Annotated in this window: 14 protein-coding genes and 1 pseudogene; 7 read left to right on the top strand and 8 right to left on the bottom strand. The window is 36.6% G+C overall.

Annotated features, from left to right (window positions below):
* The first annotated feature begins 2 nt into the window (after nucleotides 1–2).
* The 3 genes from IGK91_RS00805 to brnQ all read left to right on the top strand — a co-directional run bounded on the left by IGK91_RS00805 (nucleotide 3) and on the right by brnQ (nucleotide 4134).
* Nucleotides 3–743 carry an amino acid ABC transporter ATP-binding protein gene (locus IGK91_RS00805; protein WP_010720365.1) on the top strand — a complete coding sequence of 247 codons (741 nt, stop codon included), beginning with the start codon at nucleotides 3–5 and terminating at the stop codon, nucleotides 741–743.
* A 271-nt stretch (nucleotides 744–1014) separates the two neighbouring features.
* Nucleotides 1015–2370, top strand: a complete 1356-nt coding sequence (locus IGK91_RS00800) for an amino acid permease (protein WP_010736842.1) — start codon at nucleotides 1015–1017, stop codon at nucleotides 2368–2370.
* A 408-nt stretch (nucleotides 2371–2778) separates the two neighbouring features.
* On the top strand, nucleotides 2779–4134 hold the full coding sequence (gene brnQ / locus IGK91_RS00795; RefSeq protein ID WP_430605313.1) for a branched-chain amino acid transport system II carrier protein: 1356 nt from the start codon (nucleotides 2779–2781) through the stop codon (nucleotides 4132–4134).
* 572 nt (nucleotides 4135–4706) lie between these two features.
* Here brnQ and IGK91_RS00790 read toward each other — a convergent pair.
* The 8 genes from IGK91_RS00790 to treR all read right to left on the bottom strand — a co-directional run bounded on the left by IGK91_RS00790 (nucleotide 4707) and on the right by treR (nucleotide 9988).
* Nucleotides 4707–5006, bottom strand: coding sequence for a hypothetical protein (locus tag IGK91_RS00790; protein WP_081123137.1), 300 nt, complete (start codon nucleotides 5004–5006; stop codon nucleotides 4707–4709).
* A 160-nt stretch (nucleotides 5007–5166) separates the two neighbouring features.
* Nucleotides 5167–5541, bottom strand: coding sequence for a hypothetical protein (locus IGK91_RS00785; RefSeq protein WP_010720369.1), 375 nt, complete (start codon nucleotides 5539–5541; stop codon nucleotides 5167–5169).
* A 136-nt stretch (nucleotides 5542–5677) separates the two neighbouring features.
* Complete coding sequence (locus IGK91_RS00780) at nucleotides 5678–6142, bottom strand: low molecular weight protein-tyrosine-phosphatase (RefSeq protein ID WP_010720370.1); 465 nt, start codon at nucleotides 6140–6142, stop codon at nucleotides 5678–5680.
* A gap of 13 nt (nucleotides 6143–6155) precedes the next feature.
* Complete coding sequence (locus tag IGK91_RS00775) at nucleotides 6156–6737, bottom strand: TetR/AcrR family transcriptional regulator (protein WP_010736839.1); 582 nt, start codon at nucleotides 6735–6737, stop codon at nucleotides 6156–6158.
* Nucleotides 6738–6829: 92 nt separating this feature from the next.
* Nucleotides 6830–7831: a Holliday junction branch migration DNA helicase RuvB gene (gene ruvB / locus IGK91_RS00770; protein WP_010736838.1), complete on the bottom strand. Its 1002-nt coding sequence runs from the start codon at nucleotides 7829–7831 to the stop codon at nucleotides 6830–6832.
* A gap of 12 nt (nucleotides 7832–7843) precedes the next feature.
* Nucleotides 7844–8446, bottom strand: a complete 603-nt coding sequence (gene ruvA / locus IGK91_RS00765) for a Holliday junction branch migration protein RuvA (RefSeq protein WP_010720373.1) — start codon at nucleotides 8444–8446, stop codon at nucleotides 7844–7846.
* A gap of 307 nt (nucleotides 8447–8753) precedes the next feature.
* Nucleotides 8754–9197 (bottom strand): peptide-methionine (R)-S-oxide reductase MsrB, encoded by a 444-nt coding sequence (msrB, locus tag IGK91_RS00760; protein WP_034698687.1) that lies wholly within the window; start codon nucleotides 9195–9197, stop codon nucleotides 8754–8756.
* 77 nt (nucleotides 9198–9274) lie between these two features.
* Nucleotides 9275–9988 carry a trehalose operon repressor gene (gene treR, locus IGK91_RS00755; protein ID WP_010720375.1) on the bottom strand — a complete coding sequence of 238 codons (714 nt, stop codon included), beginning with the start codon at nucleotides 9986–9988 and terminating at the stop codon, nucleotides 9275–9277.
* Nucleotides 9989–10221: 233 nt separating this feature from the next.
* Here treR and treP point away from each other — a divergent pair, with 233 nt between their 5' ends.
* From treP to IGK91_RS00735, 4 genes and pseudogenes are all read left to right on the top strand, one after another.
* A complete protein-coding gene (gene treP, locus IGK91_RS00750; RefSeq protein WP_081123135.1) occupies nucleotides 10222–12207 on the top strand; it encodes a PTS system trehalose-specific EIIBC component in 1986 nt (661 codons plus the stop codon).
* Nucleotides 12208–12649: 442 nt separating this feature from the next.
* Nucleotides 12650–12794: pseudogene (pepG1, locus tag IGK91_RS00745) on the top strand (type I toxin-antitoxin system toxin PepG1).
* Between the two features lie 317 nt (nucleotides 12795–13111).
* Nucleotides 13112–13231, top strand: a complete 120-nt coding sequence (locus IGK91_RS00740) for a putative holin-like toxin (protein WP_080292483.1) — start codon at nucleotides 13112–13114, stop codon at nucleotides 13229–13231.
* 313 nt (nucleotides 13232–13544) lie between these two features.
* A complete protein-coding gene (locus tag IGK91_RS00735; protein ID WP_071859338.1) occupies nucleotides 13545–13664 on the top strand; it encodes a putative holin-like toxin in 120 nt (39 codons plus the stop codon).
* Nucleotides 13665–13711: the final 47 nt, after the last annotated feature.

Raw genomic sequence — 13711 nt, 5'->3', positions numbered from 1 at the left:
TCATGAGTGAAGAAATCATTAAAATCAATCATTTAAGAAAAAGCTTCGGTGAAAATGAAGTATTAAAAGACATCAGCATGGATATCCATAAAGGTGAAGTTGTAACCATCATTGGTTCTTCTGGCTCTGGTAAATCAACTTTCTTACGCTGCATCAACCTTTTAGAAAAACCTACTGGTGGCGAAATTATGTATAATGGTGAAAATATTCTTGCGCCAAAATATAACTTGCCTAAATATCGAACAAATGTCGGAATGGTATTCCAATCGTTCAATCTTTTCAATAACATGAATGTCTTAGAAAACTGTATGTCTGGTCAGACGACTGTCTTAAAAAGAAACAAAGACGAAGCTCGTAAAGTCGCTCTTGAAAATCTAGAAAAAGTTGGAATGGAACGTTATATTGAAGCCAAACCTTCTCAATTATCAGGTGGTCAAAAACAACGTGTGGCAATCGCTAGAGCCCTCTCAATGGATCCAGATGTAATGTTATTTGATGAACCAACATCAGCACTTGATCCTGAGATGGTCGGAGAAGTATTGAATACCATTCAAGACCTAGCTCACACTGGTTTAACGATGATTATCGTGACACATGAAATGGAATTTGCAAAAGATGTTTCTGATCGTGTCATCTTCATGGATAAAGGTGTTGTTGCTGAAGAAGGAACCTCTGATGATATTTTTGTTCATCCAAAAGAAGAACGTACCAAAGAGTTTTTATCACGTATCTTAAAAAAATAGAAGAAAGCCTTTATCCGAAACGACAGGTTCGTTTTGATAAAGGCTTTTCCTTTTTTGGGAAATGATTCACTATTTTCTCATGTTTATCTGCAATTTATTTGAACATCATTCATTAATTCATCAGTCGATCAATCCTCTCTTCTTAGATTGATTGGTCTGATTGCATTTGTTTGAAAATGAATTTTTGAATATTTTCTGAATTAAGTTGTAATTTTTAGAAAATTCTATTAATATAGAAATTATCAAATTTTTTAGTTAGGATGATTAAACAATGGTTGAAGAGCAACAAGAACTACAGCGTGGACTTAAGAATAGACACGTTCAATTGATTTCGATCGGTGGTGCGATCGGAACAGGTCTTTTCTTAGGAGCAGGAAAAACGATTCAATTAGCTGGTCCCTCTATTTTACTGGCTTATCTTATTACCGGGTGCGTTTGCTTCTTTATTATGCGTGCCTTAGGTGAACTTTTATTATCTAATACAAATAATCATTCATTTCTTGATTTTGTTGCAGAATATCTTGGAAAAAAAGTTGCTTTCGTAACAGGTTGGACTTATTGGTTTTGTTGGGTTGCGATCGCCATGGCGGATTTGACAGCGATCGGGATGTATGTCCGTTACTGGGTTCCAGGAGTCCCACAATGGCTTCCTGAATTGATCGCTCTGATTTTACTGCTTGGTTTAAACATGGTGGCTGTTTCATTATTTGGTGAATTAGAATTTTGGTTTGCTTTGATCAAAGTCGTTTCCATTATTGCATTTATTATCGTTGGTATTTACATGATTCTTACCCATTACAAAACAAGTGCTGGACCTGCTAGTATCACCAATCTCTGGTCACATGGCGGCTTTTTCCCAACTGGCACGAAAGGATTCATTCTTTCCTTTCAGATGGTCACATTTGCCTTTACAGGAATCGAATTAGTCGGTTTGGTTGCTGGTGAGACCAAAAACCCTGAGAAAGTCTTACCCGAAGCTATCAATAATATTCCTATTCGAATCATTCTTTTTTACCTTGGTTCTTTGTTCGTTATCATGTCTATCTATCCTTGGAATAGCTTAGATGCGAACAACAGCCCATTTGTCGAAGTGTTTTCAGAAATTGGGATCACCGTAGCCGCTTCTTTGATTAATTTAGTCGTATTGAGTGCTGCGGCTTCTGCTTGTAACAGCGCGATCTACAGTACAGGACGTATGTTACGCTCTCTTTCACAAGAAGGTAGCGCGCCTAAAAAATTCCGTCAGTTGACTTCTCACCGTGTACCAGGAAATGCGTTAGTTTTTTCAACTATTGTGATTTTTATTTCCGTTATCCTAAATTATGTGATGCCTAGTGAAGTATTTACACTCGTCAGCAGTATTGCGACTACTTGCTTTTTATTTATCTGGGGAATACTCGTTTACACTCACTTAAAATATCGTAAAAGTATGTTAGGTAAAAAAGAGCATACGTTCAAAATGCCTTTTTATCCTTATAGTAATTTTCTTGTTTTTGCCTACATGATTTTCATTTGTCTAGTTTTATTTCTTGGCAAAGACACACGTATTGCCTTACTCTTAACTCCTGTTTGGTTTATTGGGTTATTGATCATTTATCGAATGAAATACGAGAAACAATCACTTTGAAATACAGACAACAATCCATACTAAAAAAAAATAGATTTATAAAAGTATGTTAGGACTCTCTTTTTTATAAGCCGCAAAAAATCTTTAGAATATGAGATTGAGACAAAAGTGTTTCGCATCAAGAATAAGAAGGAATTTCCGAAGATGCCACTTTTGTCTCACCATTTATTCGGTTTTAGAGCTTCTAGAAGCAACTGAGGCAAGTTTTGGCTCAGCCTCCAGATTTTTTGGTCAATTACTTATAGAACATCTCCCCTTCAATTACTCTCTCACAGAACCACTCAGGATATAATGATTATTTCAACTCAAGATCAATACTTTATACTCATTATTTGATTAGAAAAACATTGCTAAACTACGTTATTTTTGTTACTTTAAAAAAAGTATAAATAAGTAAAGGAGAAATCTATGACAAAAAAATTGACGTTCAAAGAAAATATGTTTATCGGTTCAATGTTATTCGGTTTATTTTTTGGTGCTGGTAATTTGATTTTTCCCGTTCACATGGGACAAGAATCTGGCTCTGCCGTTTTCTGGGCCAATCTTGGCTTCTTAGTAACTGGGATCGGACTACCTTTTTTAGGTGTAATTGCCATCGGTGTTTCAAAAACATCAGGGGTTTATGAATTAGCAGAACGGATCGGCAAAAAATATGCTTTGGTTTTTACTGTTTTGCTTTACCTCGTCATCGGACCGTTTTTCGCCTTACCAAGATTAGCAACTACCTCTTTTGAAATTGGTTTAGCTCCATTTATCCAAGCCAAGCAACAACATGTATTTTTAGTTATTTTTAGTATTTTATTTTTCTTCACTGCTTGGTGGTTATCCAGACGGCCTACTAAAATCCTTGATTATGTAGGAAAATTCCTTAATCCTGCCTTTTTGATTTTACTAGGAATCTTGTTGGTACTTGCTTTTATTCATCCATTGGGTGCAATCGATCAAGCTACTGTCCAACCTAGTTATCAAGAACATGCTTTCTTTACTGGTTTTACTCAAGGATACAATACATTAGATGCACTTGCTGCCTTAGCATTTGGTATCCTTATTGTTACTACGATTCGCAATATGGGTGTAACAAAGCCTTCTGAGATTGCTAAGGATACGATCAAATCTGGTGCAATCAGTATCGTTTTGATGGGAATCATCTACACATTACTTGCTTATGTGGGAACAATGAGTCTCGGTGGATTTGCTTTAAGTTCAAATGGCGGGATCGCCTTAGCGCAAATCGCAGATCATTATTTAGGAACTTATGGCAGCATCTTGCTCGCTCTTATTGTGATCCTTGCTTGCTTAAAAACAGGGATTGGACTAATCACTGCTTTCGCAGAAACCTTTACCGATCTGTTTCCTAAAAGAAATTACATTGTATTTGTGACACTAGCTAGTGCACTTGCTTGTTTGGTCGCTACTGTGGGATTGACAAATATCATCCAAATTTCATTACCTGTCTTGATGTTTATTTATCCTTTAGCAATGACCTTGATCTTACTCGTTCTTGTGGGTCCATTGTTTAAACAACGTCCTGCTGTTTACCGCATGACCACTTATTTTACACTAATTGCTTCAATTTTAGACGGTTTAAATGCTTGCCCAGACGGAATCAAGCAAACCAGCTTTGTCAAAACGTTGTTAGACTTCGCAACGAATTATCTGCCATTCTTTAAATTAGGAATGGGTTGGATCGTCCCAGCATTGATTGGTTTAGTAATTGGCTTGATTTGGAGTATGGTTAAAAAAGAAACACCTGTTGTAGAGTAACGGCATCTAGAACGATCATTCTTCTAAAAGAAGGAACGGTGTGCTATCATCACTTCTGTGAAATGAACAGAGCATATTTGAAGTAACTTTCCATTATTAGATTGCATCTAACAGTGGAAAAGTGCTTCAAATATGCTCTATTTATATATACAAGAAGGAACCTGTGTATTTTACTTCTATTTTCGGCTCTGAATTTTTTACTAAGTCATTAGAATCAACAGATAACTGACAAAATTACTTTTTGAATGAATCCATTGGATGTATTTAATTATTTAGTCAAATGGCTAGCAGAAATATATTTTCCTAAAAAAATTACCAACTTCCAAAAACTTTCGTCACAAAAAATTCACAACTCCTGAGTAATATATAAGCATACCAACAAACAACCCTAACAACACTTTTTCATTTTTAACTCCTTATCCTGCTAGCTCCCCGGCTAGCAGGACTTTTTTATTGAACTAGAAATGGCTGAGACAAACCTGAAAAATAGTTTTGTCTCAACCATTTTGTGTTTTAGTTTATCTATAACCAACTAGCCAGCTTTTGTCATTCCTGGTAGTCTTACCAATTTTTCAAAGTATCATTCTTGGTTTTCGTTTTATTGTATCAAAAAAACTGCCAACTAAGACATCGATTCGTTTTCCAACTTTAGATTTTACTGATTCTCCCAAGCCAACAAACACCATCATCAGACCAATCAAAAATAAATTTAATGCGTTTGTATAATAGTTATCCAAATCTGGAAATAGGACGAACACTATATTTAAAGAAACAACGATTGCAGCTGCAGAAAGGAATAAAGAATCAAATATATTCCATCCGGCTATCTTCCAATTTTTGGTCATATAATTAATCAAACGATTCTTTGGCATCCATAACACCTCTCTATTGATTGATAAAATCCATCTATCCTCATGACTTAATTATGTACTGCTCTAATATTGATTTTAAGTTTTCTCTTCGCCAACATCATATGACAAAAAGCAAAAAGCGACGGAAAATGAAGAATCTATTCCATCGCTGTTTTTGCTTCTATTTAGATAACCGCTCTTGATCTCCTGCTGGAGAAAGACTGGTGATTTTTTCGATTTGATCAATTGGAACCATTCGTATTTGTTGTTCCTTGTTTTGTAGGCGAATCATGACTACTTCTTTTTCAACATTTTTTGTAGCTACCCAGCCTGAAATCGTTTCGTACTTATTACTTTTTCGATTGGCTCTTACTTGTAAAATCACTAAACTATGTTGAGTAGCTGCTTTTTGCAGCTCTAAAACAAACTTTCCTTGCAAACGTACATTCTCTGCTATTTTTTCAGTGTCATTTACAAAAGAATCAAAAAGCTGATACGACGTATGCGTGACTAACTTGGTCAATTTCTTCATTGGTGATACTGTTTCTTCGTTCATTGAATGCACTCCTCCTTTAACTAAGAAAGTGTTACTTAATTAACTATATTCTACCTAAGATTTAACGAAATAACAAGAATATTATCTATACTGAGCAACAAAAAGAAAGCGTTACCTATATAAATATATCGTTATTTTATTTATCTTTTTTCCATTCTTGCATCCAATACTTGAGCCCTTCAGTCAATAATTGGTAAGTTTCGTCAAAGTTATCGGTATAGTATGGATCAGGAACATTTTGTGTTTCTTTTCCAGGAACCCGACTTAAAAATAAATGGATCTTATGTTGTGCGTCGGTCGGTGCCATCCGTTGTAAATCCTCTACGTTAGATTGATCCATGCCAATGATCCAATCAAATCGTTGAAAATCTTCTTCTGTGATTTGGCGTGCAATCATTTGACTCGTATCCACGTTCTCATTTTCTAAAATTTTCTTTGTTCCTTTATGAGGTGAACGCCCCACTTCATAAGTGCTTGTCGCTGCAGAATCAATCAAAAATCGATCAGATTGTCCGTCTTCAGCTACCATTTTCTTCAACAAACCTTCTGCCATTGGTGAACGGCAAATATTTCCTAGACATACAAATAAAACTTTCGTCATGTTTGCTCTCCTTCTAATCATTTGTTTCCAGCTCTTCTTTTGCATACAACCGATAGGAATATAATTCTGTATCTTTGGCTAAGCGGAACAATTGGACGGCGATTTCTAGAGGCGTCTCTTCGTAATCATGTGTAATCCAATTGATTAGAACCCCACTACATCCATAAGAAAAAAAACGAGCATAAAACAATTTGTCCGCTTTTGATAACTGCTTTTCTTCATCCATTTGATCAAAAATCTTAATAAATGATTGCTGGATAACAGCAGTAAACTCTTTTTGTAGTATTTCTTGGTCAGAGGTAACAGTGTTCGCATAAAATTCTTTTTGTGTAGCAATTGCCTTCAACATTTTTAATGCTTGCTCTTCCCAGTTGTCTAAAGAAAGAGAATGAGGATCTAAATAGCATAAACAATCTTCGTAATACACCCATCGCAACAAATCGTATTTATCTGTAAAATGGTAGTAAAATGTTTGGCGATTGATGCCTGCCTCATGGGCGATTTTCTGTACACTGATCTTTTGAAAAGACTGCTTTTGACATAAATCAATCAATACGTTTTTAATCAATTGCTTAGTATGCGGTGTATCGCCCATCTCATCATCTCCTATCTTCTTTACAAAGACTTCTAGTTCTACGATTTTCTTGAAAAAGTATTTATATGGACAGTCGATTCAAGTATCCTTTTTTATACTTGATAATCATATCCAAAATGTTCATAGGCATATGGTGTGGCGATCCTTCCACGAGGTGTCCGTTTCAAGAAACCTTTTTGGATCAAAAAAGGTTCATACATATCTTCAACAGTTTCTCTTTCTTCACCAATATTGACAGATAACGTACTCAATCCAACCGGTCCGCCACCATATAATTCAATCATCGTACGTAATAGTTTCTGATCGACATAATCCAAACCTGCCTGATCGACTTGTAACAACGTTAATGCTTGATTGGCAATGGTTTGATTGATCTTGCCATCTCCCTGTACTTGTGCAAAATCACGTACCCTTTTTAATAAGCGGTTAGCGATCCGTGGTGTTCCTCTTGAACGTCTAGCAATTTCCAGTGCACCTTCTTCAATGATCTCTGTTTGAAAAATATCAGCAGAACGAATCACGATTTCTCTTAAATCAGCTTCTTCATAATATTCCATATGAGAAATGATCCCAAATCGATCACGAAGTGGCGCTGAAAGCATACCTGCACGAGTTGTTGCGCCAATTAATGTAAAAGGTGGTAAAGGAAAATGAACAGGATGAGCAGTTGGTCCTTGTCCAACCATTATATCAACGTAAAAATCTTCCATGGCAGAATAAAGCATCTCTTCTGCTACACGAGGTAATCGATGAATTTCGTCAATAAATAAAACATCGCCAGCTTCTAACTCATTTAAAATAGCAACCAGATCTCCTGGTCGCTCGATTGCGGGACCACTAGTTGTTCGTATATTGACTGCCATTTCATTCGCAATCACCATTGCCATTGTCGTTTTCCCTAATCCCGGCGGACCATATAACAAAACGTGATCCAACGGCTCTTCCCTGTGACGGGCAGCTTCAATATATATTTTGAGTTCCTGTTTCACTTTCTTTTGACCAATATATTGGGAAAGTAACCGTGGGCGGAGGGTCTTCTCTAAACTTAATTCATTCTCGCCCGTTTCAGGGGATAATAACTGTTCATCGGTCATCATTTTCCCTCCTTATTTTTTCATCATTAATTTTAAAGCTTGGCGTAAGTATTCATCTGTTGTGAGATTTTCTACTTCTTTTAGTTGTTTCTCGACCCGCTTGACCTCTTTATCACTATATCCAAGTGCTGATAAAGCTTCCATTGCTTCTGATAATGCCGTCGCATCTTGTGCTGTACTTTCATCAAATAAATTGAAGGGCGTATCGATACTTAATTCGCCAAATTTTCCTTTTAAATCTAAAATCATTTGTTGAGCTGTTTTTTTACCCACACCAGGGAATTTGGTCAGATAAGTCACATCCCCTGTTTCAACCGCTTGAATCAATCCTGAATGATCATCACTAGCCATAATCGCTAAGGCACTTTTTGGTCCAATTCCTGAAACACTAACTAACCTTAAAAATAATTGCTTTTCTTCTAAAGAATCAAATCCGTACAGAAGATGTGCATCTTCTCGAATGACCTGATGGACGTAAAGTTTGATTTCTTTGTTTAGCTTACTACTATAACGATAGGGATTGCCTAATGCAATTTGATAACCGATCCCATTTGTTTCGATTACTAAATAATAAGGATTGATAAAGGTTACTACACCTGTAAGATATTCATACATCTGTTATCCTCTTTCTTTCACACACATATGTTCGCATATTTTCTTCCATTGTAGCATACTTTTTCTTTTGAAAAAAGAGAACAGAAGATCGAGCTACGCTTCTCCTTTTTAACGTAAGTTTATCAAGGTTTTTAGGATAAACATTTTTTGCAAGAGATTTTAATTTGAACGATCAGAGTTTCAGCACTTTCCTCAAAACAAAGGATCAATATTCAGGAAACAACGCTTCAATAAAGATAAATAAGAAAAAACCTTGAAACAATCAAAAATTGTCTCAAGATTTTTTACCCAAAAATAAAGCTCTTCCTTATTCAACTTGTGATAGATATTCTCCATATCCTTGTTCTTCCATTTCTTCATATGGAATAAACTTTAAAGCCGCAGAATTGATGCAATAACGTAGTCCGCCTTTTTCAGCAGGACCATCATTGAATACATGCCCTAAATGAGAATCTGCTTGACTGCTTCGCACTTCCACTCGGTGCATACCATGAGAAAAGTCGGCCTTTTCTTTAATATCTTTTCTAGTGATTGGTTTACTGAACGCCGGCCAGCCACATCCCGCATCGTATTTTTCGGCTGAGCTAAACAATGGCTCCCCACTGACAATATCGACATAGATCCCTTTTTCATAGAAATCATCATATTTCCCACTAAATGGTCTTTCTGTTGCGTTTTCTTGCGTCACAGCATATGAAATTGGAGATAATTCCTCTTTTAAATCACGCTCATTTTTCTTGAAATCGCCCACTAAAAACGCCTCCTTTTTCTTTTAATCATAACGACAAAAGTATCAGAAGCAAACATTCTGCTCATAGTAATAATTGCTTAGACTTTACGACGTCTAGCAAACTCGACGAAACGAAATTTATCTAAACGGTGAATTGATTCTGTATACTCGAAACACCTTGTATCTTCGAGGTGAACCAGTCCTCTTACTACCACGACATAGCGATCTCCATGTAGATCCATCATCTCTTCGATTTCAGGAGTTACTTCTTCAACGGTAATTTCTTTCTGGGCGTAAGCAATCGTTAGTTGCAATTCATTTTCAAAGTATTCGTAGATCGAGCCAGCAGCTTGTGTTGCTGTTAAAGTTGGTACCACATTTTTTAATAAATAATCACGATCTAATATGACCACTTCTCCATTGATTTTCCTTTGACGAATCAAATGCCAAACCGGCGTTTTTTTCTTCCAGCCTGTTATTTCACTCAATGATTGGTCCACTTCTGTTTCTTCGATTAATTGAACGATGGTTTCACTTGGGATTCGTTGTGTTTCCTGTAATTCTTTGTAGCTTGTTAATCCTGCAATTGGAAAATCAAATCGATTGCGGTCTAAAACAATCGAACCCTTTCCTTGTTTCTTTTGGATATAACCTTCAGTCGTTAACAAGTTAAGCGCTTTTCGAATTGTTTCTCGTGAAACACCATAAATTTGAATCAGCTGATTTTCACTAGGGAGCAAAGTATGCGGAGGATATTGTTGATCCAAAATTTTTTGCTCTAAATCTAAAAAAATTTCATTAAATTTATTCATTACATTTCCTCCACTTAATATTCAATTTCTTTTATTCGCATATAAACTATACTACAGCTTTTTTGTTATTTCAATCGCCCCCTCTTTTCACATATCCCTACACTAAGCCAAGTGTAACGATTACATTTTTTCATTTTTCGCTTGTAAAACGCTTGCAATAGTAGGAAGAAACAAGTATAGTATGGATAAGATAACTTGTGTATACAAGTTTAAAAAGAAAGGGGTTTATTCCTATGGCAAAGTACCAAGCAGATGCTGAGAAACTGTTAAAGGAAATTGGTGGAAAGGAAAATATTGCTGCAGTTAGTCATTGTGCCACTCGGATGCGCTTTGTCTTAAATGATCCAAAAAAAGCCAATGAAGAAGCAATCGAAGATATTCCTAGTGTGAAAGGGATGTTTACCAATGCTGGGCAATTCCAAGTCATTATTGGTAACGATGTTTCAACCTTTTACAACGACTTCGTTGCTGTATCAGGTGTTGAAGGCGTATCCAAGGAGCAAAGTAAAGTTGCTGCTAAACAAAATCTCCACCCTGTCCAACGAGCAATCGCTGTTTTGGCAGAAATTTTTACACCATTGATTCCAGCCATTATCGTAGGGGGACTGATTTTAGGTTTCCGGAACGTATTAGAAGGAATCCAATTTGAAAGTCTTGGTGGAACAATTGTTGAACACTCTCAATTTTGGAACGGCGTAAACGGCTTTTTATGGCTACCTGGCGAAGCAATTTTCCATTTCTTACCAGTTGGTATCACTTGGAGTATCGCGAAAAAAATGGGCACTACACAAATATTAGGAATTGTTTTAGGGATTACGTTAGTTTCACCGCAATTATTAAATGCCTATAGTGTCGCATCAACAGCTGCGGCTGATATTCCATTTTGGGATTTTGGTTTTGCTCAAGTTGATATGATTGGTTATCAGGCACAAGTCATTCCAGCGATGCTTGCTGGATTTATGTTAGCTTATCTTGAAATTTTCTTCCGTAAATATATTCCACAGTCGATTTCTATGATATTTGTTCCATTGTTCTCTCTACTCCCAACAGTCTTAGCTGCCCATGTCATCTTAGGGCCTGTGGGTTGGACAATCGGTAGTTGGATCTCAAATATTGTTAATACTGGCTTGACTTCTTCAATCAGTTGGTTATTTAGTGCCGTCTTTGGTTTCTTATATGCACCTTTAGTAATCACCGGCTTACACCATATGACGAATGCAATTGATATGCAATTGATTGCCGATTTCGGCTCTACGAATCTTTGGCCAATGATTGCTTTATCAAATATCGCACAAGGTTCGGCAGTTCTTGCGATCATCTTCTTACATCGCGGAAATAAAAAAGAAGAACAAATCTCGATTCCAGCAATGATTTCTTGTTATCTAGGGGTAACTGAACCTGCAATGTTTGGGATTAATCTAAAATATGTTTACCCATTTGTTGCCGCAATGGTTGGTTCAGGTTTAGCTGGAATGTTTGCCAACTTGATGAATGTACGTGCTAATGCAATTGGTGTTGGTGGACTACCTGGTATTCTAGCCATCCAAGCAGAAACTTGGGTTCCGTTCATCATTTCTATGATCATTGCAGTTATTGTTCCATTTGGTTTAACCGTAATCTTCAGACGTCAAGGGATCTTAAATAAAATCGATCCTGCTGTACCCATAGAAGACACAACTGGCTTACAACTACAAACAGCTGATGGAAACAACGTTTCACCACAAAAATTTGAAGCTGCCAATGCAACAGCAGTTTCTACTCCGACAGAAGAGTTATTCGCTGTAGCAGATGGACAAATCAAGGAAATCACCGAAGTAGCAGATCCTGTTTTTGCTCAAAAAATGATGGGTGAAGGTTATGCTGTACTACCTTCCAACGAAAAAGTTTATGCTCCAGTCGCTGGTAAAGTAACAAATATTTTTGATACACAACATGCGATTGGTCTTTTAACTAATGAAGGTCTGGAAGTTCTCGTTCATATGGGTCTAGATACTGTCGAATTGAATGGGCTGCCTTTTACGATCCATGTAAAAGAAGGCGATTCAGTTACGCCAAAAACACAACTAGCCGACATGGACCTCACAGCAATTGAGCAGGCTGGGAAGAAAACGGACATCTTAGTTGTATTAACAAATAATGAAAAAGTTGCTGCCTTAACATTAGATCAAACAGGTCTCGTTCGTCATAGCGAAAAAATTGGAAAAGCGCAACTAAAATAAAAAATACTACTATATGAAAAATAACCTGAAAAAATTCTTTTAGTGAATTTTTTCAGGTTATTTTTCACTCTTTAAGCGTTGGTACTTTCATCAACACTTTAGTCAGTTTGATCGTCACTATGCTTAAAAACGACAAAAAGAAATAGCCGTCACTTTAACCGAAGTCTGGCTATTTCTCTTTGAAATATCTGATTAAACGGTCACCGTCTTTCGCGGTGCTGTCCAGGGGAGTTGTTAGCGCAACCCCTCTTTCATTTTCATTATACCAATTACTTCAGGTATTTACAACTTTCGCAAAGATAGAATTCCTCTTAAAAACCTTAACTAAAAATAACACTTTTATGTTTTAAAAAACACGTTTCTCGTGGCGATAATATGCTACAATAAATTCGACAGTAAAGTGGATCGACGGTGGCAACTTCTCACAAAGGTGGTGGTGCTTATGGGAATAAGTACTAAAATCTATGAAAGGAGTTCACTTTTTGTCCGCATATGAGATCGTTCAAACCATACTTGGCTTTGGTACGTTCACCATCGCTTTAGTCAGTTTGATCGTCACTATGCTTAAAAACGACAAAAAGAAATAGCCGTCACTTTAGCGAGTATAGCTATTTCTTTTTGAACTATTAAACTAATTCGCCACCGTCTTTCGCGGTGCTGTCTAGAGGAGTTGTTGACGCAACTCCTCTTTCGTTTTCATTATACCAATTACTTCAGGTATTTACAACTTTCGCAAAGATAGAATTCCTCTTAAAAAACCCTAAATAAAAATAACATTTTTATGTTTTAAAAAACACATTTCTCGTGGCGATAATATGCTACAATAAACTCGACAGTAAAGTGGATCGACGGTGGCAACTTCTCACAAAGGTGGTGGTGCTTATGGGAATAAGTACTAAAAACTATGAAAGGAGTTCACTTTTTGTCCGCATATGAGATCGTTCAAACCATGCTTGGCTTTGGTACTTTCACCATCGCTTTAGTCAGTTTGATCGTTACTATGCTTAAAAACGACAAAAAATAGCCGTCACTTTAGCAGGAGACTGGCTATTTTTTGTAAAATAAAAATTCGCCACCGTCTTTTGCGGTGCTGTCCAGGGGAGTTGTTGGACGCAACTCCTCTTTCGTTTTCATTATACCAATTACTTCAGGTATTTACAACTTTCGCAAAGATAGAATTCCTCTTAAAAACCTTAACTAAAAATAACACTTTTATGTTTTAAAAAACACGTTTCTCGTGGCGATAATATGCTACAATAAATTCGACAGTAAAGTGGATCGACGGTGGCAACTTCTCACAAAGGTGGTGGTGCTTATGGGAATAAGTACTAAAATCTATGAAAGGAGTTCGCTTTTTGTCCGCATATGAGATCGTTCAGACGATGCTTGGCTTTGGTACTTTCACCATCGCTTTAGTCAGTTTGATCGTCACTATGCTTAAAAACGACAAAGAATAGCCGTCACTTTAGCGGGAGACTGGCTATTCTTATTCTTTGTCGAATAT

It is taken from the genome of Enterococcus sp. DIV1208, from assembly GCF_050530455.1.
In the GTDB taxonomy this organism is placed as follows: domain Bacteria; phylum Bacillota; class Bacilli; order Lactobacillales; family Enterococcaceae; genus Enterococcus_B; species Enterococcus_B hirae.
Note: the sequence above shows the minus strand (reverse complement) of the source record. Positions and strands in the feature narration are given on the sequence as shown.